Here is a 24984-nt window from a genome sequence, read left to right on the forward strand (position 1 = left end):
ATATGTTTGTACCTTCTATTACACATCCTGTAGGCGACTTTATTCGCGAATGGGTTCCGAAGCTTTCGGCTTACTTGCCCGAACAGCTGCAGTCCCAGACGCTCGATAGTATTGCCGCCTTCTTGATTAACGCGCTCCTCTGCATTATCGCAGTCTGCGCTGTGAATATCGGTTCTGCCCCGATTCTGATTTACATGGAACGCAAGGTTTGCGCCCACGTGCAATGCCGCTTGGGCCCCATGCGTCTCGGTTGGCATGGTACTCTGCAGACCATCGCCGATGTGATCAAGATGCTCTTCAAGGAAGTCTATTCCCCGAGCGGCGCCGACAAGCTGATGTTCTATGTAGCACCGCTGATTGTGCTGATTGCCCCGTTCATTATCGCAGCCCTGATTCCGTTCGACCACAACCTGATTGTCGCCGACATCGATATGGGCATTCCGATGATTATCGCGGTAAACGGCTTTGGCGTGCTGGGAATTTTGCTTGGCGGCTGGAGCAGCAACAACAAGTATTCCTTGCTCGGTGCTCTCCGTAGCGGCGCCCAGATGATCAGCTACGAAATCTCTTTTGCGATGATTCTTTTGTTCGTCGTAATGATTTCGGGTTCTACAAGCCTGATGGACATTGCCCAGGCTCAGGACGGCACGGTTCTTGACTGGTTTATCTTCAAGATTCCGGTGCTCGGCTTTATCGCCTTCATTCTCTTCTTTATTTCTAGTACCGCTGAAATGAACCGCGCTCCCTTCGACATTGCCGAAGCAGAACAGGAACTGACTGGTGGTTACCACACGGAATACAACGGCACCCCGTTTGCCATGTTCTACCTGGCCGAATATATCGCCTTGGTCACGAACTCGGCACTTGCCGCCACCTGTTTCTTGGGTGGATTCCATGCACCCTGCATTGGCGTTGCCGCTATCGATGGCGTTCTGCAGATGGTACCCGGAGTCGTGTGGCTCTTCGCGAAGATTTACTTTATGATTTGGTGCTACATGATGGTGCGCTGGACATTTGTCCGCCCGCGTGTGGACCAGCTCATGGACTTTGAATGGAAATTCCTTTTGCCGGTGAACTTGGTACTCCTTGCCGCCGGCGCCGTGTGGATGATTTTTGTAGGGTAATATGCAAGAAAAACTTTCAACACGCCGATACATCAAGCGCTACCTGAAGCGCTGCATTACGGGCCCCTGGAGTCTGATTTGCGGTCTGTCCGTTTCGCTTAAGTATTTCTTTGACCCCAGACGCATCGTGACCGAGCAGTATCCTGAAAACAGGAAGACGCTCAAGATGCACGAACGTTACCGCGGCCGCCTCGAAATGATCGAAGACGCCGATGGCAATAACCATTGCACCGCTTGCGGCATGTGCGAACGCGCCTGCCCGAACGCCTCGATCAACGTACTTTCGACCAAGAATATCGCAGGCAAGAAAGTGCTCGGTCGTTACGTTTACCACTTTGCGAGTTGCACCCAGTGCGGGCTTTGCGTAGAAGCCTGCCCGTTTGGCGCTATTCGCATGAGCCAGGCGTTCGAAGTCGCCACCACCGACCCGAACACGCTCGAAATGATTCTCAACAAGAAGGAGGGCCAAGGCTAATGATCCAGAATCTGTTGGCTGGGCTTATCCCACAGAATATCGCTTTCCCGCTCGGGGGTATGGACCTCGCGTTCTACGCGGTCGCCTTCATTATCCTTGTAACGGCTGTTTGTACGGTTGCAGTCAAGAACATTCTGCAGAGCGCCGTATTCCTGATTTTCAGCTTCGTCGCAACCGCGATTCTTTACCTGCTTTTGCATGCGGAATTTACCGCACTCGCCCAGGTGATGGTCTATGTGGGCGGCGTCGTGATTTTCGTGGTGTTCACGATTCTCTTGACAAGCCGCCTCGGCGAAGATGCCTTCTCGGTCAAAATTCCGAGAATCTTTGCTGCATTCGCACTATCGATTATCTTTGTACTCGTGATGGTCAAGTGCCTGTTGCCCATCGAAGGACTTTCGAGCGGAGCAGTCGCTGCCCCCGAAGGCTACGCCTCGCTCAAGGCTTTCGCCTTTAGATTGCTCGGCTACGGCGAAGACGGATTCGTGATTCCGTTCGAAGTCGTGAGTATCCTTCTCTTGATGACTCTGATTTGCGCCATCACGATTGCCCGCAAAGGCAAGGAGGACGAAGAATGACTTTAATGAATTGCCTTATTCTTGCATTCTTGCTGTTTGGCATTGGCGTTTGGGGCTTAATGCGCCGCCGTCACTTGATTGGCATGCTGATTTCGATTGAACTCATGCTGAATGCAGCGAACATTAACTTTATTTCGTTTGCCTACTTTAGCGCAAAGGACTCGACCGCAGGCGCCTTGTTCAGCATCTTCGTGATTGCCGTGACCGCCTGCGAAATGGCAATTGCACTTGCCATTATCGTGTCGATGTACCGCCGCTATAAGAGCTTGGACGTAGAACAGTTGAGGGACCTCCATGATTAACGACGTTTCCATCAGCTATTTAATCTTCTTGATGCCGCTTTTGGTATTTGCGATTAACGGACTTTTCCTAGGTCGCAAATCGGACAAGGCTGCCGCCACTTTTGCCGTTATCGGTAACGGTATTGCCATGTGCGCTGCCCTGATTGTGGCAGTCCACTACTTCAGTTCAACTTTTGCCCCGCAAAAAGCGGTCCTGTTCAATTTTCCGTTCCTTAAGTTTGCAGAACACTTTGCCGCAAACATCGGACTTTTGATTGACCCGCTTTCGGTCATGATGCTTGTGGTCGTCACGGTGATTTCGTTCCTCGTGAACATCTACAGCATTGGCTACATGAAGGGCGACCGCAGTGCCGGCCGATTCTTCTCGATTCTTTCGCTGTTCAGCTTTAGCATGCTCGGCCTCGTTGCCGCCACCAACCTTTTCCAGATGTTCATTTTCTGGGAACTCGTGGGTGTATCTAGCTACTTGCTGATTGGTTTCTGGTATCACAAGCCCTCGGCCGTGAGCGCATCTAAGCAGGCCTTCATTCTCACCCGCTTTGCCGACAGCTTCTTCTTGCTTGGCATTGTGATTGTGAGCTATGTGGTGCAGAGCTTCGACTTCTTTGCCCTTAACGGTCTGACACTCAGCTCTTTCACCAATCAAACGATAGACCTCGGCCTCACTGTCGTGAGCAAGGCAGACGCCCTCATTCTTGGCTCCATCTTGATTTTCACAGGTGGCTGGGGCAAGTCGGCCATGTTCCCGATGCATATCTGGCTTCCGAACGCCATGGAAGGTCCGACTCCGGTGTCTTCAATCATTCACAGCGCCACCATGGTGGTCGCAGGTGTTTACCTGGTTGCAAGACTCTTCCCGTTCTTCGCTGTCTGTGGCAATTCACTCACGCTGATTATGTGGGTGGGCGCCTTCACGATGATTTTTGCCGCGGTTATCGCCTGCACGCAGAAAGACATCAAGCGCATTCTCGCCTACTCGACGCTTTCGCAGCTCGGCTACATGATGTTTGCGCTTGGCGCTTGCAAAATCGGCGACGCCGTCATTACCACCGGCTGGACCGCTTCTACCTTCCACATCTTTACGCACGCCTTCTTCAAGTGTGCCCTGTTCTTGATTGCAGGTAGCTTGATTCACCAAGTGCATACGAATGATTTGGACGCCATGGGCGGACTTCGCAAGAAAATGCCGCTGACCTATTGGAGCAGCCTCATTTGCGTACTCGCTATCGCAGGCATTCCGCCGTTCTCCGGATTCTTCTCGAAGGACGAAATCATCTTGGCCGCCTTCCAGGGCCATCATTACGTGGTATTCGGTTTAGCTATTCTCACGAGCGGCCTTACCACCTTCTACATGTTCCGTCTGTTCTTCCTCGCCTTCCATGGCACTCCGCGCTGCAAATCTGTTGCCGAAGGCCATGTGCACGAAGACTTCTTCATGACGCTTCCGATTGTGATTCTTGCCGTACCCGCCCTGCTGAGCGGTCTCTTGGGCAAGGGTCTCTTCGAACAGTACTTTGTGCCGGGTAGGCTTCGCGTGCCGCAGCTCGTGATGCTCCCCCACGCCGAATGGATTCCGTATGTGGCCGTGGCGGTCGCTGCCGTCGCGCTGTTGATTGCCTGGTTCTTCTATGCAAGCCCGAAGGCAAAAATCGAACGCGCCCTCGACGAATCGAACCGCAGTTCGATTTACAAAGTCGTTTACCACAAGTTCTACTTCGACGAAATGTACTACGCCGTGGTTCGCCAGTTCGTGATTGGCGGTATCGCTCGCGTGGCACGCTTTATTCAAGACTACATTATCGAAGGCATCCTCGCATTCTGCGTCTGGTTTATCCACAAGTTGGGCGACCTCGTGCGTTACGCGCAGGGTGGCAATTTGAGTTTCTACCTGGGCACCCTGATTGTCGGCGTTATTCTGTGGCGTTTTTTGGGGCAGCTCCCGCTGTAAGGTAAGGTTTGAATATGGATTCTTTGCTTTTTAACTTAATCTGGATCATCCCGCTGTTTACAGTGCTTGTCTGCGCTCCGATTCCCTCACAAAAGGAATCGCTCCTCAAGACAATTCATGCATTCTCGGGCACCCTGGTATTGCTGTTAGTCGGTTATCTGACTTACCGACTCTACACGCTCGGCATTGATTCTGCAAGTGCAGATTCTGCCCCGCTCCTGTTGCATTACTACATGGACATTCCTTGGATTCACACGCTCAACGCCCACTATTCTGTTGGCGCCGACGGCTTGAACATGTTCCTCTTGTTCTTGACGGCAGTCATCGTTTGGGCAGGCATTTTGGTAAGCTGGAATATCAAGGGCAATCAAAAGGTATTCTTTGCACTCATCCAGTTGCTTGCCACAAGCGTTTACGGCGTGTTCATGAGCATGGACCTGGTGCTGTTCTTCGTGTTCTACGAAATGGAAGCACTCTGCATGTACTTGATGATTGCAGGCTACGGTTCTGGCCGCAAGGACTACGGCGGTAAAAAGCTGACGTTGACGCTTGCCTTCGGTTCTTCGATGATTTTGGCAACGCTTTTCGGTCTCTATTTCGAAAGCGGAATCAACAGCTGGAGCATCGTAGAACTTTCCAAGATTACGCTCCCGATGGATTACCAGATGTGGGCATTCCCGCTCATGTTCATGGGATTTGCCGTTTCAAGTTCCCTATTCCCGTTCCACTTCTGGAGCCCGGATGGTCACTCGGCCGCTCCGACAGCGGTATCGATGCTTGCCGCCGGCGTGATGATGAAGATGGGCGCCTACGGTTGCTTGCGCGTTGCCATGTTCCTGATGCCGGAAGCCGCCAAGATTTGGCTCCCGTACGTAGTTGCCCTCTTGATCTTTAACGTGGTGCTTGGCCCCTTCATTGCGCTTCGCCACAAAGACCTCAAGTACATTACAGCTTACAGTTCCATTAGCCACTTGGGCCTAATATTCCTCGGTCTTGCGGCCATGACTCCGGTGGGTCTTCGCGGAGCGAGCCTCCAGATGATTTCTCACGGATTCTTGACGGGACTTTTCTTCGCAACTATCGGTATGATTTATGAACGCACGCATACCCGCGACATTACCGAAATGGGCGGCATTATGCGCAAGCTTCCGTTCCTCGGCGTTGGATTTGTAATTGCAGGCTTTGCAGGCCTTGGCCTGCCAGGCTTTAGCGGATTCATTGCCGAAAGCAATATCTTTATCGGAGCTTTCCAGCAAGATTCTACGATAACCCGTATCGTAACCGTACTTGCAATCCTGTCTATTACGACGACCGCCGTTTACATTCTGCAGACGGCAAACCGCATGTTGCACGGCAATATGCCCGCCAAGTACGCCACTCTTACCGACGCATGTTTCCGCGAAAAACTCGTGGTAGTTGTCCTTGTAGCATGTTTACTTTTGATTGGCGTTTTCCCCGGATGGATTGCAGACATGCTTGACCAAAGCATTGCCCCCATCTTTAGCAAGATAGGTTTATAATGTTCAGCATTCCCAATTTTGTCATTCCCGATTTACTGCTTCTGCTTTTCCCGTTTATCGTGATTGGAAGCAGGCTATTCTGTACAGACCGTTCCAAGGCTCCTTGGAGAATCGGAAACATCGGATTCATTCTGATTTTCATTCTGCTGAATCTGATTCCGCTTGCTAGCGGCGCCGGCAGGTTCTTCATTACCAACTGGCACATTGATGACTTTGGCGTTTTAATGCGCGAAGTATTGATGGTTTCGGCCATTCTTGGTATCTGGCTTGCCAAAGACTATTTTGACCACAGCGGTGACGGCAAACCCGCCATGCACCAGATTGCAGAATTCATCGGTACCGTCGCATTCGCCACCTTCGGCGGATTCACGGTGGTTTCGGCCTGCGACATGCTCACGTTCTTCTTGGGCCTCGAAATCGCAACCATTCCGATGTACGCTCTTGCCGCCTGGAACAAGCGCGACCAATACGGCTCTGAAGCCGCGACCAAGTACATTCTGATGGGCTCTGTCGCAACCGCCTTCGAACTGTTCGGATTCAGCTACCTTTATGGTTTTGCCGGTTCCATTCACTTTGAAGCGATTCAGCAAGCCGTTGCCGCAGGCACCTCTCCCCTGCTGTGGATTGCAGTGTTGTTCCTGTTCGCAGGCATTGGCTTTAAGCTCACGCTGTTCCCGTTCTACACTTGGGCCCCCGATGTTTACGAAGGCGCTCCAACTCCGGTAACCGCCATTCTCTCGGTGACCTCGAAGGCAACCGCTATCGCATTCCTCGTGGTTCTCGTTTACGGCCCGCTCGCTCCGATTCAGGAACAGGTCGCCCCGTTCATTGCATTGCTTGCAGGCACCACACTCTTTGTCGGTAACCTGGGCGCTTTAAAGCAGTTCAGACTCCGCCGCTTTATGGCTTACAGCTCGATTGCTCAAGCAGGCTACATCATGGTAGCACTCCTTGGCCCGGCAGCTACAGCAAAGACCGCTATCATTTACTACTTGTTCGTGTATGCGGTTTCGAACTACCTCGCCTTCTTTATCTTCGGCATTATCGGGCATCACCGCGAAGAAACGTTCAATTCTCTGCGCGGGCTTTCCAAGCAAAAGCCGATGCTTGCAATCGCTCTTGCCGTTGCAATGTTCAGCTTGGCTGGTATCCCGCCGCTTGCAGGTTTCTTCGGTAAGTTCCACCTGTTCTTCAGCGGAGCTTCTACCGGACATTACGGCATCGTGGCGTTTGCAGTCCTCAACAACGTGCTCGCACTGTATTACTACTTGCAGCTGATCAAGAGCGCTTGGATTGACGAGACTGACGACCACCTGAATCCGCTCCGCATGACCAAGCGTCAGCGCGGTGTGATTGGGCTCTTGACAGTCGCCGTGATTGTGCTGGGGGCGTTACCATTCTTAAGTGATAATATCTTCGCCGGCTTTACTTTTTAAGACCGCTCGGCTCTATCACATTCATTAAAATGTGACTTCGCCTCGCTCTCGCAACCACGCCTCGTTAATACGAGGCGTTTGTTGCTCACGGTAAGACCGCCCGGCTCCATCACATTCATTAAAATGTGACTTCGCCTCGCTCTCGCAACCACGCCTCGTTAAATAATCCCAAGCCGAGCGCAGCAGAAACAAGTTTACTTGTTTCTATTGTCGAGGCGCCGGATTATGCGATACATCGCAATACGAGGCGTTTGTTGCTTACGGTAAGACCGCCCGACTCATTACATTCATTAAAATGTGACAATAGCTTTCAAAACAGAAACAGGTCCGCTTGGCGGACCTGTTTCTGTTTTGTGAAAGGTTTTAGGTTATTCTTTCATGCAGCGCACGGCGTATGCATAATTCTTACCGTTATCCACAACAGAGAAGGATGATTCGGAATAACGCAAGCCAACGGCAACTGTATCACCGGTTTCCTGAGATTCTTTCGACATATCAAGCCATAGATAAGCTGTATAGCCAATATCAAAGAAAGATTCACTGCCAATGTCGTATCCACCAGAAGGTTTCAAGTTGAATCCCGACAGATTATTTCCGGGTTGCTTAGCCCATCCTTCTGTGGATTTCGTTTCTTCGGCGGTATAGCCCAACAGCGCGCGAGACGACCCCATAGACTTTACCACTTCTGCGAAAGCTTCCGGGTAATCATCTTCATCATCAAGAATTCCATTTTTCATCAGTCGCCAACCTTCAGGGCAAACCTTCGCTGCGGTTTCCTTGTCATACAAGCGGCCATATTTTTTACAGGAATCTGCGCTATTATTGTAGCACCAGCTGTTTCCTGTCTCATAATTCATATTTTCGGCCATATAGGTTTTACCCCATAGTTCAATGGTCTTATATGTTTGGCCCTGATACTTCAATTCACCAAAGTGGAAAGGTATTTCCTCAAGATAGGTGGAATCAAAATCACCTTCAACATGAAGATCGCTATCCTCCATAAATTTCACGCAACGCACCGACATTCCGTGATCTTTGTAGTATTTTCCATAGTTAAAGACATCTGTTTCATAAGTCAGCTGCCAACCATAAGCAAGATCTTTATCCGTAGAAATTTCGGTACTTGACCAGAAATAAGCAAACTTACCCACCGGGAGCCAGCCGCCCTCTACATTTTTTCGACCTGCCGGAAGGCCATAAAAGCCCTGGCGATTTGTACCCTGCAAAACACCTTCGGCATTCTGCCACTGGTCAACCGATTTCAGCTTTGTGCCCACAGGTTCTATTCTGTCGCCAACGACATTATAAAGTTCCTGCCACATATCATGAGTCGGCAGTTGCCAACCCTCAGGACAAGCCTCCCTAGCAGCCTTCCAATTATAAAGTCGACCGTATTTTTTACAGTTGTCCTTATTGTCTTCATAGCACCAAGAATCATCTTCTAACGTAGAATCCACGTAGTCCAAGTTTTCGGCAAACCACAAATAATAACCTTGCAAATCATAAGAAGAATAATACGAGTAATAATTCGAACTTTCCTTCTTAATTTTCATAATCCGGTATTCGTGATTATTTCGCGCATCCTTATAATAGCCATCCTTGATGACAACACCATTCAGCTCATAATCTGAATAGCTCTTAACAACTTTCTCATCTGTTTCGGAGCATGCCGAAAAGAAAAAAGGTGCTAAAACAGCACCTATGAGAAATCTATTTAAAGATTTCATGTATCCTCTCTCTCTAGAATCCGTAGCCAATGCCTACGTTAAAGACAAAACCCTGAACAGCGTGGTCCTTGGAAGTAATCTGCACGCGGCCATCATCCATCTTTTCGTAATCAAAGACATCGTTCTTATAGAAGTTGATCATGTACTTAGCCTGTGCAATGAACATCACGCGGCTAGAACGGTTGAACATCACACCACCGCCAATGAAGCCAGTAAGGCCCGAGCTACCATCTTCAAATTCTTCATCGTTATCGTAGAAGCTGTAGTTGTAGTTGGTGCTACGATATTCCAGCGGAATGTCACTCTGATATTCAGTATGGCTATAGGCAAGACCGCCACCCAAGAACGGGGTAATAGCCTTGGTACCGAACGGATAGTATGCAGAAATTGCAATGTCCATGTAGCCGAGCTTCGAATCGTCACCCAAGCCATAGATATCCCAGTCGATACCGAACAAGATTACCTGAGCATCGTACATCAAGTAGAAATCGAGACCAGCGTAAACATCGAATTCCGGCTGGAAGGCCATCAGACCACCCACAGACATACCGATGTAGGAATTAACACCCTTGCGCTTCGGAGTCTTGGTTTCCTGTTCAGTCACGCTGTAAATATCGGTATCGTCAACAGCCTTGTTCTTAGTACCAATATTGCGGGCAACGCGCTGGATAATCGGGTCGAAGTCATCCGGGTTACGGGCCTTGAGGCGGTCATCCCAAATCGGGGCGTCCTTGTCGACGCTATAAAGCTTGAACGACATGATGACGTTTTCACCAAGGCGGGTAAATTCCGCAATAATATACTTGGAGCAGCCCTTTTCAGTAGCTTTCTGACGAACGGCAGCCTGATTGTCAGCCGTAACGCCATCTTCTGCAGAACCAACCACCAAGATATAGCGGCCATCATCTTCGATATAAGCCTTCATGAGTTTGGACGATGCAACAGCATAGTCCCCATGCATACCAGTAAGACCCACCGGAGCAAGGTAAACCTTTTCGGCGGCAAACAAAGCAACAGCAAGAACGAGTACACTTAACAGAAACTTTTTCATAAGTTCTCCTTTTTTAAATCAATCTAAATATACGTTATTTTAAATACAAATGCAAACATTTTGAAACCCATTTTTTCGCATTTCATCGCTTTTTTTCGCCATTTTCACGAAAATATGCTTTGTATGCAAATTTGTGTGAGGAAAAACACGTTTTAGAAAACGTTCATTTTGTGTACACATTTGGAAAAGCCCCTCCTTTTTACAGCCTTTATAATTTTTAACTTTTAACCCGTAAAAATTTAACCCCAATTCATGGAATTGACTATGAGCATTAAAGATTACCTCGCCGGCGCCAAACAGGCCGGTTCCGTCCAGAAGCTGATGACCCCGGGCCTCGCCGTGGAATTTATCCAGCCCTGGTACACCCCGCTTTCTACGACCCCTTCTACCACGGGTATTGCTGTCGGCGGTATCGGCTCGACATTCACCGCAACGCCTGCTGGCACCACTCCCGTGATGAACGTGATGCCGGGCGTGCAGGTTCGCACCGAAAAGCCCTCTGACCTCCGCTTCAACAACTTCTTCTTCCGTGAATCCGTTGTTGACGCAAAGGCCACTCTCGAAATCGGCGACTTCGCAGGCTTTACGCAGATGCTCGCCAAGTACCCGCTGGTGGACGCCAAGGGCGAAGCACTCTTCAGCGCCGCTGATCTCGCCAACCAGAAGAAGGCCGAAGCCAAGCTCAACAAGGCTATTGCCGAAAAGGATTTCTTCAAGAACAACTCTGCCGACTTTGAACGCTGGCACATTGAATGGAGCGACCGCACCGCAGCTCTCTTGAACAAGGCCGGTGCCGAACTCAACCGCAGCGCCGTCATCGACTTCTTCAACGGCGTCGTGGGCGAAAAGGTTGTGCGTCAGGGCGCCCTCACCGCCGCTTGGGCAAACGACAGCGAATTCTTGGGCCAGGCCGGTTACGATGCCGCCAAGATGCAGTACGCCGCCCTTTATCCGGTGAGCGAAACCAAGTATGAAGGCAAGGGCGTGCAGATTACCAAGACCCAGTCCAGCTATGTGACTCCAGGTGACGAACGCCTTTCTAGCCTCCCGGTGAACGCTACCGTGTTCACGCTCGAAAATACCACCAAGGAAACCCGCGAAATCACCATCGTGCAGGTGCAGGACTGCATCGCCGGTTACATGGCCAAGAAGGACCGCCAGGGCGTTCAGGACTCCAGCTTTGTGCTCGTTCCGTCTGCTCGTTTCCCGAAGGGCGTGAAGTTCAGCAAGCAGGCCAAGGACGGCCGCGAAGTCCGCGGTCTCGAATTCTACAACGAAAAGCCGCTCGCCGAAAGCGATTTCAACGGTTGCATGGGCGTGTCTGTCGCTTGGAACAAGAAGGATAACCTGAACGTTTCCGTGAAGCCGATGTTCTACCAGGATGACGCTGCCAGCGTGCTGAAGGGCGCTCTCCGCAGCGGTCGCGTTTGCGAAGCCTGGGTCAAGAACGTTTACAGCGGCCGCGAAACCATGGCCGGTGCCGTTGCCGTTACCGCCGTTTTGAAGCCGAAGCAGAAAGTCAGTTTCCAGTTCAACCTGGTGCTCGACTTCCCCGAAATCAAACTGAACAAGCTTACTTCCGCCAAAAAGTACACCGCGTTCTTCCCCGAAGCCTATGGCCGCGTGGGCGCGATCCTCGAAGAAGCCCTCGCCGCCGACAAGAACATGGACGCTCGCCTCAAGGCATTCGAAGCCCTCGTGCCGAAGAAGGCCGTAGCCAAGCTCTACAAGACTGCCGCCAAGCAGGACGAATTCAAGAGCCTCGCTATCAACACACTCAGCTTCCTCGCCGAAGCCACCGTGTGGGACAAGGATGACCGCTTCTTGGTCCGTGAATGCGCCGACTATCCGTTCTTCAACTCTCTCGACGTTTACTTCTACGGCAGCTTCAGCCTGATGGCACTGATGCCGCGCCTCGACGGTGTAGTCATGAAGCGCTTCGGTGACGCTATTCTCGCCGTAAACGACAACCGTCGCCGTCACCACGAATATGTGAACCACCCGTTCGCAGACCTTCCGGATCCGAAGCTTGAAGGCCCGCGCGCCGTGCGTGGCGCCGTGATTCACGACCTCGGAAGCCCCTTCGATGCAGAACCCGATGCCTACGACTGGCACAACGTGAAGGAATGGAAGGATCTCGCTCCGAAGTATGTGCTGATGGTTCTCCGTCATTACGTGAAGACGCAGGACAAGCAGAACTTGCAGGATTGCAAGGAAGCCGTCTATGCCGCCATGCAGTACCTTGAAAAGATGGTGAACGAAGGCGAAAACTTCCCGCTCACCCACGGTACCGACGATACGTTCGACAACCTCTCCAGCCACGGCATTTCCGTGTACTGCGGTAGCCTCTGGATTGCAGGCCTCCGCGCTGCAGCAAAGATTGCCGAAATCCTCGGCGACAAGGTTCAGGCCGACACTTGGAACGCCAAGGCCGACGCTGCCAATAAGGAATTCGACGAAGCCCTTTGGGACGAAGCCGAAGGCTACTACCACTTCTTCGTGACTCCGATGGAAGCAAAGGACGTTGTTGCAGACAAGCTCCCGCAACTCGCCGACGCTATCAAGGAAACGCTCGTCATTGACGGCAACGATGTGAAGGCAGCCCTCAAGACCATCAACGAATGGCTGAACTCTGGCGCAATCCCGAGCGACGTGGAACTTTCCAAGAATGAACTCCGCGGTCTCAAGAAGGCATGGCTCACCGCCCAATGCAAGGACGCATTCACCGCCAGCTGGAACGCAAAGATTGCTAACGACTGCGACGATGTCTTTGCCGACACGATGCTCGCCGACACCTACCTCCGCCTGCTCGGTCTCAAGCCGATTAGCGACGAGAAGAAGGCCAAGGCTAACCTGCTCCGCGTTTTCAACACGAACTACAAGGCAAACAGCCCGCTCATCGGTGCCGCAAACCTTGTTCGTAAGGACGGCTCTCCGCTCGACGAATTCAACTTCCAGGCTCACGACGTGTGGATCGGCATTCAGTACAGCATTATGTGCGCCATGATGCACCACGGCCTCGAAAAGCAGGCTGCCGACATGGGCGATTCCATGATTCGCAACCTCTACGAAGAAGCCCGCATCCCGTTCGCCGCACCGGAAGGATTCAACGGTTCCTGCCGCCTGCACCCGGAAGCCCTGGTGAAGGCCTTCGGCCTCAGCGCCACCGCCGCCGACAAGATGCACAAGGAACTCCTGAAGAAGGGCGCCCTCCTTGCCGACAGCCGCATCAGCCCGAAGCTCCCGCGCAACCTGCCCGCCTTCACCAAGGCATTCGGCAGCATCGCGAAGGCCAATAAGGTTGAAGCAAGCGCACTGTTCATGCTGCTCCACAGCACGGCACTCAAATACACCGCCGGCAAGTACTTCCGCCCCGGCATGGTGTTCGCATTGTTGTACTAATGAGACCGCTCGGCTCTATCGCAGATTAAAAATGTGATATTGCCTCGCTCTCGCAACCACGCCCGGTTAATACCGGGCGTTTGTTGCTCACGGACATGCTTCAGCTTCAGAGGTGAGCTCGTCTCGCTCACATGGCCTTGGCCTTCGGCCAACGAATGTTCGCTCAACGACTTACCTCTTTCGCCTACGCTATACTAATAAGCCCCGTTTTTCCGGGAATAAAAGAAATTAAAACAGGCGCTCCAAAAGGGGCGCCTGTTTTTCGTGAGTAGCAAGGAGTAATTATCCTTTCCAATTAGGATCAACCACATACCGGATCTCATTGACCCAGTACAGAACATCCTTGAACTTGACGTATCGGGCAGTTGCATTTTCCGGTTCAATCAGGAATTCGATTTTATCAAAGTTGCAAATGCACTTGGTTACACTGGTTGCATCGTAATAGTCAAGCATCAATGTATCGCCGACCATCTTCTGAGAAACCTTCGCGTCAATTCCGCAATAGTCCGTCACGTTTTCCAAAGTCAAGACAGTTTCGCCGTTCATGTAAGTAATCTGCCTTGCTTCGGGGAGTTCGGTAGCGGCAGACTTTGCAACTGGCTTGGCAGCAAGATCATCATTCATGCATTTACCTCTTTCAAACCCCTTCAATTCCAAATCCGTCGGGGTCGATTTGGGAACACTATCCTGTGCGGCAGGAATAGAATCCCGCGGTTCCTGTTCATCAGGTGGAAACGCCTTAATAATTTCCATTCTGTTGCCATAATCACCGTCTCTAACGGCAACCAAGAGCGAGACATTGATAAATGCGGGGTCAGCCTTCACCTTAAAAATCAGTCGGGAATCACACATGCAATCCGGTTCGACATTGACGGTATCAAGCGCCGCTTGCTGCATATAAAGAGTATCACCGGAAGCCGAAAGGTAAATATTTCCGACAATCGGTTGACGAATTATACTTTTCGTTCCACTGATAGACCTACAATTCATCGAAACATTCTCGACAACGACCGTCGCCGAATCGTCTCCGTCTTCATAACCCAAATAGGCTACAGGAGGCAAAGTCGCATCCAGCATGGGGTCCACCTTTTTATCGAGACACGTTCCAAAGATATCGTTAATCTGCTGTACGGTTTCTTCTTGCGAAGAAGACGACACCGAAGACGAGCTCAGTTCTTCACTAGAAGAAGAACTCGTCACCTTGCAGCAGGTCGTATCAGGAGGAAGTTCGCTAGAGGAAGACTCTTCCACCATGGAACTGTTTCCGCCAGCAACAGGCTCGGGCGCCGTCGAAGACGAATCATCGCCGCAAGCGAGCAACGTAAGCGAAAGTGCTACACCGCAAATGAATAACTTTTTCATGATTTCCTCCTTTAGTTAATATCCTTATTGTGAATCTCTTTCATCTGGAGCGGTTTCTGTTGGTCAAACACCGCATATTCAATTCCAGGATAGTACTGGGGCAACTTGAATCCAGCATCCGCCACGCAGAAACAGCCATAATCCAAGCCCTTGCTCCGGCTAAACGTTGCATACAGCGTACTCCCATCAAGGCCCACAATGGCGCCAGATTCGTTGACACTATTCAAGAATGATGTCCGTTGTTCTTCGTCGCAGGGAACATCGAATTGGACATTTTCAAACTGAATCACTTCTGAACTCCCTTCCATGTAGAAGCGAGCCGAAGGAGGTTCGATTTCGGGGTCGACAACGGGAATATCGTTTTTATTATAGAGTGAATAATCCTTGCACTGCAAACTGAAATCCTCTGTATGGACACGAAGATTATGGTATTCCGACGAAGAGCTACGATCTTCATCCACCGCCGACGAAGACGACTCGGGGAGCGGATCCGGCACAAAGCCTTTATCGTCATTTGAACTGCTACTGCTCACGTTCTTCGGCCCCACCTGTGAGGAACTAGAACTTAACACGACATCTTTTTCAGACGAGCTGGATACAGCAACAGTATCGACAACGATAGAAGAACTCGTTTCTATCGGTTTCACATCCGCATCTTTTCCGCCTTCGGACGAGCTGCTTGTTTCGGCAATGGAATTCGGGTCGATTGTCCCACCGGCCACGTTATCGCTAGAGCAGGCCACCATGAAAATGGAGGATATGAAACTGACGGCTAGTGTGCATTTCTTAAGCATGGTGCACCCCTTTAACTTTGTCCGTTACCGGGAAAAACTGGAAATTGATTCTACAAACCTGGTCCTGGTCGTTGTATTCGTTCGCAATCGCAAGCACTTTTCTGCAACAGGCGTCGAGTTCCTTTGCAATTCGTTCGCTAGCCTCTTGATTCACGCCGAGCGTGACGCCCGTAAAAAAGCGTTCGCTTGCGGAATAGCGGTCTACGGCGCGGGCGGCCATATTCGCCATTTCTTTATGCATGGCCCGAATGGCTATAGGGAGCGCCTCATTCGAACCGATTACGGTCTGTTCGGTCTGCGTATAAACCTTTTCGCCGTCCTTTTTCAGGAACCCGGCCTTCACCAAGAAATTCAATACATCGCGAACTTCTTCGGCAGACACATGTTCCTTGCATGCATCGGCCAAGTCGCGGGGGCATGCGCCAGACATCATCGGGGCCAGTTCCCTGAGCACCGGGTACTTCCAAGATTCATAATACTGGAAAGCATCGCCATCGACCACACGCACCTTGTGTTCCAGCGCTATCTTCTGCATTTCAAGGAGGGCTGCCTTCTTGGCATCATCTTTGTCCGCATTGCAGAACGCAACCATTGCGCGGAAGTAATCCGCCTCGTAGCCGACAAGGCCCATGGCCTTCGCTACATCGTCTACCTTGACCTTGCTGAGCTTGCTTTGGCCCATGCACACCAGTTTCAAGAAGTTCGGTGAAGTAAAGCCAGCACTCTTGCAGAATTCGCGCCACGAAAACGCACCGAGACGCTTGCGTTCGTCGTAGTAATCCTGCATAAAGAAGTGATAGTCTTTGTATTCAAGTACCGATTTCATATTAAAGAATATATCTTTTTTCTAAGTCACAGTCAATACGTTTATTATACAAAAATAAAGATTTTAAGTAAAATTCAGCAATTTTTAATCTTAGTTCATCAATATTTTTTCTTTAATTATACAAAATGTATAATAAAGCCCCCAAACATGTATAATCAGATTTTTTTATTCAATTTGGCAAAACGAATCTTTAAAAAACACTACAAAATTTGTATATTGTTTGTTACAAATTAAAATGCTTTTTGGGAATTAAAAAGGAGAGAACTGAATGAAAAAAGCTTTTCTAAGCGCCTCCATGATATCTGTCGCCATTTTGGGCGGTTGCGGTGATTCCGATTCCGGATCTTCTGCGTCGGCTCCCATGCCCGACGGCGTCGTAAAGACTCTGGCTGAATTAGAAAAATGCGGTTCTTCTAACAAGGGCGATGTCCAACAGGTTCTCGCCGACGGCAGTTTCTACCGCTGCGAAAACAATGAATGGGTCGACCTCGGCTGGGAAAAGGAACTCACACGTTCTTCTAGCAGCGAATCTGACAAAGATGTCAGCTCCAGTTCGAAAAAGCCCGTCTTTAATGAAGAAGACGCCATCGAAACGCGTCCGAGTTCTTCTTCCAAGGTTGTCGAATCTAGCTCTAGCGAAGACATCGAAGAAAGTTCCTCTTCTGAAATCGACGACGAATCCAGTTCTAGCGAAGCACCGGTCGAAAGCAGTTCTTCTTCGAAGATCGTAGAATCCAGCTCTTCTTCCAAGATTGTGGAATCTAGCTCCAGCGATACTCCGGTTTCAAGCTCATCTTCGAAGATCGTGGAATCCAGTTCTTCTGAAGAATCTAGCTCTAGCAGCGCTCCGGCTGAAAGTTCTTCTTCTGAAGAAGAATCCAGTTCCAGCAGCGCTCCGGCCGAAAGTTCCTCTTCTGAAGAAGAATCTAGCTCTAGCAGCACTCCAGCCGAAAGTTCCTCCTCTGAAGAAGAATCTAGCTCCAGCAGCGCTCCGGCTGAAAGTTCCTCTTCTTCGGCAGAAGAATCGAGCTCCAGCGAAGAAGTTGATGACTAACATTTAATTTCACCAAACATTTTAAAGCGATAAGCATCCTGGCTACACCAGGATGTTTTTTTGTATATGAGCACCCCAAAGCATAACCTGAGCATAAAAAAAAGCCACCGGATTTTCACCGGCGGCAATTTCTTATCAAAGATTCTGTTAACGCTTTCAAACTTTAAGCATTACAGATCGTCCTCGTCTTCATCTTCTTCATCGTCAGAATCCATGTTATACTTCACCGTCTTGGCACCTTCGATGTCGGCTTCGACGCCATCGGAGTTGACCGGAAGCACGATGAAGTAGAGCGTCTTGACCTTGGAGCCGTAGCTGTCAAGATCGACTCTGTAGTAGGTCGAGCTCGTGTAAGTCAGGTAGGCGAAGTCGTTGTCGAGGTTCGTCTTGGTGTAGATGTTATAGCGAGTGGCATCATCGGATTCATCCCAAGAGAGACGTGCATAGTAAGTGTAGTCCGGATCCTGAGCGATCATGAGGCCTTCGACATTTTCGGGCTTGCCAGCGCTAGAAGAACCGCCGCCCACCACGAAGGTCGAGCTCACAGTGGTATAAGCACCATCGGTAGAGTAAACCGTACCGCGAACGGTATAGCTTGCATCCTTGGTCCACTTGCCAGAATACGGGGAAACTTCAACCGTACGCTTGTCCTTGCTCAGAGACACAGAAACCAGCACATTGCTGCTACCCTTAGAAACGGTCCACTTGGAGGTATTCACAGAGTCGCGTTCGAGTTCAGCGGCGAAGGTGAACTTCACATCGGACGTGGTATCAATTTCAGTGGTGTTATCCGAAATCTTCACGATCTGAGAAGCGCTCTTCACGAGGCTGATGGAGGAAACGTTGATAACGTCGCCAGAACGGTAAGAGGTGCCGCCAACAAGCTTATTTTCGCTACCCACATAGGTCTTGGAGTTGATCTGTTCCTGACCCACGGAAATGGAAACTTCGACACCTTCCGGAAGCTTGTCGAAAGAGTATTCACCGCTTTCGCTCGTTTTCACGGAGAGTTCGCACGGAACAAACTGCTTGGGGAGGTTTGCATAAACGGTCACGCCAGATGCGCCATTGAGCTTGCCCTTTTCATCGGTAAAGAGGACAATACCCTTAGCCTGAACGCCGACCTTGTACATCGGAACGGTCTGGATAACGTCACCAACGCGAGGAACGTCACCAGCACCCTTTTCTTCGAGCTTCACGAGGGCATGGACCGTAGCGTAGCCTTCCTTGGAAATCTGGTAGCTGTGGTCACCCAGAGCCTGGTCTTTCCAAACAGAAAGGCCGAGAGAGTCAGCAATGACAGCTTCGTCGTCAACCACGGAATAAACGGACACGCCAGAAAGGGCTGCGCCAGAATGGTTGTCTACAACCTTGATGGTAATGGTACCTTCGGCCTTGGCATCGTCGTTGATGTTAGTGACAGTGCTATCGCAAGCCGCAAAGAAAGCCGTAATGGCAGCAAAAGAAAATGCATATTTGAACTGCATTTGTCCTCCTTGTAATTAATGCAAACAAAATATAACAAACACGTTATATAATGTCAACGCTTTTTGTATGACAATTTTAACAAAAGAAACCGCTCTCAAAAGAGAGCGGCTTCCAGTTTTCAATCAAAGAAATTCAGTTTTATGCCATCACCAAGTCCGGCCGAACCTTCATTTCGTCGAGCTGAATTTGGTGCAAAACCACATGACCTTCGACCAGACTCTGCTGCACATCGATAATGCGCTGATTCGTGGAACCCCTGAACTTGATTTCAAGCGATTTTTTCGCCATAATGAAGGGGCCGTCGATCAAAATATCGGCAAAAGTCAACAGTTCGAACATGTCCGGGCGTTCGGGCGCAAGATCCATAAGGCGTTCGTAGGTATAACCGGTGAAAATCACCAAGTTGAGCCCACGTTCCTTGATTTCTCGCGCAAGCGGAATCAAGGCTGCCGCCTGGTCCATCGGGTCTCCACCACTGAAGGTAATACCGTCGAGCAGCGGATTTTCCTCGATCATTTCGAGGATTTCGTCAATATCGATAAAATGACCCCCGTTGAAATCGTGGGTCTGCGGATTCTGACACCCTGGACAATTATGATGACAACCTTGGGTAAAGATTGTCATACGGATTCCGGGACCGTCCACGAAGGATTCGGGTTCGATTCCGGCAATCCGCAAGCGAGGGTATTCGTCCATATTATACGCCGTGCTTCACGCGATCGTTCACTTCGGCACGCTTAGCGTTGTTGAAGCGATCGACGGTACCGACCAGGTAACCCGTGATGCGGCGGATACGTTCGAATCCGATACCTTCACCATACTTGTTCAGTTCTTTTTCAGACATTTGATTCTCCTTACTAGAAATTTTTAACGGATGCCCTTGAAGGCGGGCATACCCGGATAAAGTTTACGCAGTTCCTTGAGTTTTTCTTCGGAAATGGCATGGCCTTCGCTACGTCCGCAACGCGGGCAGCAGTCACCGATAACGCCCACAAATCCGCAAACCGGATCGCGGTCCACCGGGTGGTTGATAGAACCATAACCGATACCCACCTTGGCCATGTGCTGCACAATCTTTTCGAATGCGTCCAGATTCTGCGTCGGGTCGCCATCGAGTTCGACGTAGCTGATGTGACCAGCGTTGGTGAGTGCGTGGTACGGGGCTTCCAGAGAAAGCTTCTTGAAAGCCGAAATCTTGTAGTACACCGGAACGTGGAAAGAGTTGGTGTAGTAATCGCGGTCGGTAACGCCCGGGATAATACCAAACCTTTTCTTGTCCATGCGCACGAAACGGCCGGAAAGGCCTTCGGCAGGTGTTGCAAGCAAGCTGAAGTTGAGGCCCAGACGTTCGGATTCCTTGTCGCAGAATTCGCGCATGTGGCCAATAATCTTGAGGCCGAGTTCCTGAGAAGCTTCGGATTCGCCGTGGTGCTTGCCCGTGAGCATCACCAAGGTTTCGGCAAGGCCGATAAAGCCAATGGAAAGCGTACCGTGCTTAATGACTTCGTCAACGGTATCTTCCCAGCCGAGCTTTTCGGAATCGATCCAAACGCCCTGTCCCATAAGGAACGGGAAGTTCTTGACCTTGCGCTTGCTCTGCACGGCAAAGCGTTCCATGAGCTGGTCGCTCACCAACTGCATCATGCGATCGAGTTCCTTGAAGAACAGGTCGACAGACTTCATCTTGATGGCGATACGCGGAAGGTTGATAGACGTAAAGCTCAAGTTGCCACGTCCAAAGCTGATTTCGCGGCTCGGGTCGTAATGGTTGCCGATCACGCGGGTACGGCAGCCCATGTAGGCAATTTCGGTTTCGGGGTGACCCGGCTTGTAGTACTGCAAGTTGTACGGGGCATCCTGGAAGCTGAAGTTCGGGAACAGGCGCTTGGCGCTCACGCGGCAAGCGAGCTTGAACAGGTCATAGTTCGGATCGCCCGGCTTGAGGCTGATACCGTCCTTGACGCGGAAAATCTGAATCGGGAAGATAGCCGTTTCGCCGCCACCCAAGCCTTCTTCGGTGGTGAGGAGCAAGTTGCGCATCGCCATACGGGCTTCAGGCTCGGTGCACATACCATAGTTGATGCTGGAGAACGGAGTCTGAGCACCGGCGCGGCTGTGCATGGAGTTCAGGTTATGAACGAAAGCTTCCATAGCCTGGAAGGTAGCCTTGTCGGTTTCTTCGTAGGCCATCTTTTCGGCAAACTTCTGGGCGTTCTTTGTCACTTCTTCGCCGTAGGTCTTGGACAGTTCGCGGGCTTCGGCTTCCTGGAACTTTTCGTTCGGAACAAGCGTTGCCACCATGTCCATTTCGGCCATTTCGGTATGAAGCTTCTTTACCACCGGCTGGATTTCTTCTTCGGCCTTGCCGGTGAGAAGAATGAGAGCCTTGACCATGTTAGAAAGGTAGGCCTTGCGGTAAGTGATACGCACACCGTCAGCCATGGCGTAGTCAAAGTTCGGAATAGACTGACCGCCGTGCTGGTCGTTCTGGTTAGACTGAATAGCGATAGCGGCCAAAGCTGCGTAGCTACGGATATCCTTGGGTTCACGCAGATGACCGTGACCAGTGTTGAAGCCATTCTTGAAGAGCTTCTTGAGGTCGATCTGGCAGCAGGTCATGGTAAGGGAATAGAAATCCAAATCGTGGATATGGATATCGCCTTCCATGTGGGCGCGGCTGTGCTCAGGCTTGAGCATCATCATGGTGTAGAAATGCTTTGCAGATTCGGAACCATACTTAAGCATGGTACCCATGGCGGTATCGCCATCGATGTTTGCGTTTTCACGCTTCAGGTCGGATTCCTTGGCAGAGCTGAAGGTAATGTCGCGGAGCGTGTGCATAAGGCGAGTATTGACTTCGCGCACGCGGGTACGTTCGGCACGGTACAAGATATAGCTCTTGGCCGTATCTGCATAACCACCTTCCGTAAGAGCCTTTTCTACAGCATCCTGGATTTCTTCGATGTCAGGGACGTTCTTGCCTTCGGCTTCGAGCTTGCCCACCACATCGGCAGACACCTTAAGAGCCGTGCTCGTGAGCACGTCATCGCTTCCCAACAAATTCAGCTGGCTCTGGGCTGCCTTGATCTGTTCATCGAGTTCACCCGATGCGCGAAAAGCCTTAACAATAGCGTCGGCAATCTTTTCAATGTTGAACGGCATCTCACGGCCGTCGCGCTTCCTTACAGAAACAATCATCTACCAATCCTTGTCCTGTCCGACCGTCTTGCTTCCTAACCCCAGCGAGCAAAACCCACGTCGAACATACTTTTTTCTTTCAATTCCGGTATTTACTATATCTTGTGCCTCTAAAGAACCCCGAAACACAAGATATGGAAAACAATATAACAAAAGTACGTGTCCTTGGAAGGCATTTTTCAAAAAAATAACGCTTTTTCTGTAAATTTAAGCTTACAAAAGCAAACTTATCAACATTCCAGAAAAGGGTCATTCGACCCGATTTTCAACAAAGTAAGCAAAATAAAAGCTAAGGCCTTTATTTATAAGCATTTAGCGATTTTCGCCCTTTCGGACACTTATCAACAGAAAAATAAAAGTTTTTTATAAACTGTGTCTTGACAAAGAAAGAGCTTGTGACTACCCCGGATTATTGGAGCAGTTCTACGACCAAATGAACCGATGCAGAAAGGCTCACCGAGTCCGCAATCGAAGAAAGCAGAGCTTCTTCACTATAATCATTGAACTTGGCAGCCGCCAGAACCGTTCTACCGAACGCAACACCGTCATTGCCACCATTTTCATTGACCGAAATGACCCTGCCGACCTTGCCGCCTACGCTTTCAGCATAGCTTTCGGCTTTGCTCATGGCTTTTTTGCCCACGGCAAGAATGATTTCTTTGCGCAGGGAATCTTCGCCTTGAAGGCGTGCCGAAGTGCGGTTGATTTCGACATCGAGTTCTGCCGAAAGGACTGCGACAGCGGCTGCAGCCACCGAGCGCGAAGAGCAGCGGATTGCAAATGACTGGCTGACCACATAGCCCGTAAGGCTGCGGGTGCCCTTGTCGTAAGACCATTCCTTACGCATGTCGACACTGTTCTGTTCGATATCAGAATTCTGGATATCGAGCTTGTTCATTTGTTCAAAAATCGACTGACGGCGAGTTTCGAGCTGCTTGAAAAGCAGTTCCTTGTCGCGGCCACGCAATTCAAGCATAGCCACCGTCACGAATTCGTTGGCCTCGTACTTACGGGATTCCGAAGCAGACACCTTTACCGTAGACATCTGCGCATCGCTTACCATAGACGGAACCTTCAAGGATTTCGGCATTGCGTTCTGCATGGCGTTATCTTTATTGGTCGTGAGCAGCAAGAAGCCAAGCAGAGCGACCAACAGAACCAAACCCAGCGTTACTTTGTTCATAACTTACCCCTAGTTATTTTATTATTTCCGAGCCTTTAACAAATTGGCAACCGCATTCACAAGCAGGGCAACCACAATCGTTGTCGTCATGCTAATAAAGGGCATCCAAGGCCAGCTAAAGACATCGCCCAAGACCGCAGGCACTCCAAAAGCAGGAATGCCCTGAACAAGAATCAAACTACCCATACCGCAAATTACCGCGGTCACAACCACCCAACTGCGGAGTTTATTTTCGCCCGTTCCAAAGACCTTGTCGGCAAAGAAAGCGAGCAAGAACATACCGAGAAGCGGGCCAGTAAAGAGTCCTGTAAAGAAGAGCGCATTCTTAAGAAGGCTCCCCTGCTGCGTTGCCGCAAACAAGGCAAAGAAAACACCCAGCACGCCCCAGACAACCGTCCAAATCTTGGCACGCTTGAGTCCACCGATTCCGGCGTTTTCGTCCCAATTCAAGAAGTCACGTTCCGACGTATTGCCCAGGGAATTGATGGCACCCGAAAGGCTACTCATGGCAGCCGCACAAATGGCAGCCACAATCAGGCCAGTTACACCTACCGGAAGCCCATTCACAATAAAATACGGGAACACATCGTTCTGGTTCAAGCCTTCAGGGAGCACTGCCACATGAGCCTTCTGATAATAAACATAGAGGGCGGCGCCCACCCAGTAGAACAAGATGGAAACAGCACAGCCAAGCACCATCGAAAGAATGCTCGAACGGTTCGCGGCCTTAACATCTTTACAGCTCAAGTAGCGTTGCACAAACTGCTGGTCGCAACCGCGAATGGCAATTTCAAGGATAGCGTATGCAAAGCCTGCCGACACAAGCGTACGCGCATTCGAAACATCCATCGAAGCATCCCACCACTTGGTCTTGCCCGCTTCGCTTGCAAGGGTCGCCATTTCGCCAAAGCCACCGACCGCATTCGAAATAAGAATCAGCACCAGCACGCCACCGCCAAAGAACACCACGAACTGCATCACGTCGGTCCAAATGACCGCCTTGATACCGCCAAACCAGGTGTAGAAAATGGCAACAGCCGCCGACACGATAATCGCAAGCTTTAGGTCGATATGCAAAATCTGTGCAAGCACAAGCGACGGTGCAAACAAAAGGATACCCGTACGCAACAACAAGTGCAAGCAATAAAATACAGCGGCAAGCCTGCGCACCGGGCGCGAAAAGCGGACTTCGAAAAGTTCGTAAGCGCTGTTAATTCCGGAACTGCGGAACTTAGGAATAAAGACAAGCCCCACCACCACAATACTAATGAAGGCGCCAATCTGGAACATGAGGAACGTCATGTTGTCGCCGTACACATCGGCAGGCGCACCCAAGAACGTTGTGGCACTCACAGACGTTGCAATAAGGCTAATGCCCACGGCCACCCAAGGAATGGAGCCGCCGCCCAGCATATATTCTTTAAGATTCTTGTTACCGCGCGAGACAAATAAGCCGATCGCGATTGAAAGTAACAAGTATGCGACTAAGACAATCCAATCGAGCGCAGTAAACATA

At 50.5% G+C, this 24984-nt stretch carries 20 protein-coding genes; 9 read left to right on the plus strand and 11 right to left on the minus strand.

Annotated elements, in window-relative coordinates; all coding sequences use genetic code 11:
• The first annotated feature begins 2 nt into the window (after window positions 1-2).
• Genes QOL41_RS00480 through QOL41_RS00510 form a run of 7 tightly spaced genes read left to right on the plus strand, consistent with a single transcriptional unit; the run spans window position 3 to window position 7383 of the window.
• Complete coding sequence (locus tag QOL41_RS00480) at window positions 3-1124, plus strand: complex I subunit 1/NuoH family protein (RefSeq protein ID WP_163436912.1); 1122 nt, start codon at window positions 3-5, stop codon at window positions 1122-1124.
• 1 nt (window position 1125) lies between these two features.
• A complete protein-coding gene (locus QOL41_RS00485; RefSeq protein WP_163436910.1) occupies window positions 1126-1599 on the plus strand; it encodes a 4Fe-4S binding protein in 474 nt (157 codons plus the stop codon).
• The gene (locus QOL41_RS00490; protein ID WP_173654444.1) at window positions 1599-2177 is read left to right on the plus strand and encodes an NADH-quinone oxidoreductase subunit J family protein; all 579 of its coding nucleotides are present in this window, start codon (window positions 1599-1601) and stop codon (window positions 2175-2177) included. The genes QOL41_RS00485 and QOL41_RS00490 overlap by 1 nt, the downstream gene beginning before the upstream one ends.
• On the plus strand, window positions 2174-2479 hold the full coding sequence (gene nuoK, locus QOL41_RS00495; protein WP_072798596.1) for an NADH-quinone oxidoreductase subunit NuoK: 306 nt from the start codon (window positions 2174-2176) through the stop codon (window positions 2477-2479). The genes QOL41_RS00490 and nuoK overlap by 4 nt, the downstream gene beginning before the upstream one ends.
• Window positions 2472-4427 carry an NADH-quinone oxidoreductase subunit L gene (gene nuoL / locus QOL41_RS00500; protein WP_283428216.1) on the plus strand — a complete coding sequence of 652 codons (1956 nt, stop codon included), beginning with the start codon at window positions 2472-2474 and terminating at the stop codon, window positions 4425-4427. Before nuoK ends, nuoL begins: the two co-directional genes overlap by 8 nt.
• 14 nt (window positions 4428-4441) lie before the next feature.
• The gene (locus QOL41_RS00505; protein WP_283428217.1) at window positions 4442-5947 is read left to right on the plus strand and encodes a complex I subunit 4 family protein; all 1506 of its coding nucleotides are present in this window, start codon (window positions 4442-4444) and stop codon (window positions 5945-5947) included.
• Window positions 5947-7383: an NADH-quinone oxidoreductase subunit N gene (locus QOL41_RS00510; RefSeq protein ID WP_283428218.1), complete on the plus strand. Its 1437-nt coding sequence runs from the start codon at window positions 5947-5949 to the stop codon at window positions 7381-7383. The genes QOL41_RS00505 and QOL41_RS00510 overlap by 1 nt, the downstream gene beginning before the upstream one ends.
• 368 nt (window positions 7384-7751) lie before the next feature.
• On the opposite strand, the gene QOL41_RS00515 is transcribed toward QOL41_RS00510, so the two are convergent.
• The gene (locus QOL41_RS00515; RefSeq protein ID WP_283428219.1) at window positions 7752-9110 is read right to left on the minus strand and encodes an FISUMP domain-containing protein; all 1359 of its coding nucleotides are present in this window, start codon (window positions 9108-9110) and stop codon (window positions 7752-7754) included.
• 13 nt (window positions 9111-9123) lie between these two features.
• Window positions 9124-10161, minus strand: coding sequence for a hypothetical protein (locus tag QOL41_RS00520; RefSeq protein ID WP_283428220.1), 1038 nt, complete (start codon window positions 10159-10161; stop codon window positions 9124-9126).
• A 264-nt stretch (window positions 10162-10425) separates the two neighbouring features.
• On the opposite strand from QOL41_RS00520, the gene QOL41_RS00525 reads away from it, so the two are divergent.
• Entirely contained in the window at window positions 10426-13563 is a 3138-nt protein-coding gene (locus QOL41_RS00525) for a GH116 family glycosyl hydrolase (RefSeq protein ID WP_283428221.1), read from the plus strand.
• Window positions 13564-13845: 282 nt separating this feature from the next.
• On the opposite strand, the gene QOL41_RS00530 is transcribed toward QOL41_RS00525, so the two are convergent.
• The 3 genes from QOL41_RS00530 to QOL41_RS00540 are packed head-to-tail and all read right to left on the minus strand — an operon-like array spanning window position 13846 to window position 16545.
• Complete coding sequence (locus QOL41_RS00530; RefSeq protein WP_283428222.1) at window positions 13846-14925, minus strand: hypothetical protein; 1080 nt, start codon at window positions 14923-14925, stop codon at window positions 13846-13848.
• An 11-nt stretch (window positions 14926-14936) separates the two neighbouring features.
• Window positions 14937-15719 (minus strand): hypothetical protein, encoded by a 783-nt coding sequence (locus tag QOL41_RS00535; RefSeq protein WP_283428223.1) that lies wholly within the window; start codon window positions 15717-15719, stop codon window positions 14937-14939.
• A complete protein-coding gene (locus QOL41_RS00540) occupies window positions 15712-16545 on the minus strand; it encodes a TIGR02147 family protein (protein WP_283428224.1) in 834 nt (277 codons plus the stop codon). Before QOL41_RS00540 ends, QOL41_RS00535 begins: the two co-directional genes overlap by 8 nt.
• 268 nt (window positions 16546-16813) lie before the next feature.
• Here QOL41_RS00540 and QOL41_RS00545 point away from each other — a divergent pair, with 268 nt between their 5' ends.
• Window positions 16814-17599 carry a hypothetical protein gene (locus QOL41_RS00545; RefSeq protein WP_283428225.1) on the plus strand — a complete coding sequence of 262 codons (786 nt, stop codon included), beginning with the start codon at window positions 16814-16816 and terminating at the stop codon, window positions 17597-17599.
• 170 nt (window positions 17600-17769) lie between these two features.
• Here QOL41_RS00545 and QOL41_RS00550 read toward each other — a convergent pair whose 3' ends face one another.
• The 6 genes from QOL41_RS00550 to QOL41_RS00575 form a co-directional block, all read right to left on the minus strand.
• On the minus strand, window positions 17770-19086 hold the full coding sequence (locus tag QOL41_RS00550; RefSeq protein ID WP_173653258.1) for a fibronectin type III domain-containing protein: 1317 nt from the start codon (window positions 19084-19086) through the stop codon (window positions 17770-17772).
• Between the two features lie 139 nt (window positions 19087-19225).
• Window positions 19226-19783 (minus strand): anaerobic ribonucleoside-triphosphate reductase activating protein, encoded by a 558-nt coding sequence (nrdG, locus tag QOL41_RS00555; RefSeq protein ID WP_163436885.1) that lies wholly within the window; start codon window positions 19781-19783, stop codon window positions 19226-19228.
• 1 nt (window position 19784) lies between these two features.
• Window positions 19785-19931: an anaerobic ribonucleoside-triphosphate reductase gene (gene nrdD, locus QOL41_RS00560; RefSeq protein ID WP_072798566.1), complete on the minus strand. Its 147-nt coding sequence runs from the start codon at window positions 19929-19931 to the stop codon at window positions 19785-19787.
• 23 nt (window positions 19932-19954) lie between these two features.
• Window positions 19955-22285 (minus strand): anaerobic ribonucleoside triphosphate reductase, encoded by a 2331-nt coding sequence (locus QOL41_RS00565; protein WP_283428226.1) that lies wholly within the window; start codon window positions 22283-22285, stop codon window positions 19955-19957.
• Between the two features lie 409 nt (window positions 22286-22694).
• Window positions 22695-23468 (minus strand): SIMPL domain-containing protein, encoded by a 774-nt coding sequence (locus QOL41_RS00570; protein ID WP_283428227.1) that lies wholly within the window; start codon window positions 23466-23468, stop codon window positions 22695-22697.
• Between the two features lie 21 nt (window positions 23469-23489).
• Window positions 23490-24983, minus strand: a complete 1494-nt coding sequence (locus QOL41_RS00575) for a sodium:solute symporter (protein ID WP_173653255.1) — start codon at window positions 24981-24983, stop codon at window positions 23490-23492.
• Window position 24984: the final 1 nt, after the last annotated feature.

Source organism: Fibrobacter sp. UWB10 (genome assembly GCF_900182935.1).
Lineage (GTDB): Bacteria > Fibrobacterota > Fibrobacteria > Fibrobacterales > Fibrobacteraceae > Fibrobacter > Fibrobacter succinogenes_O.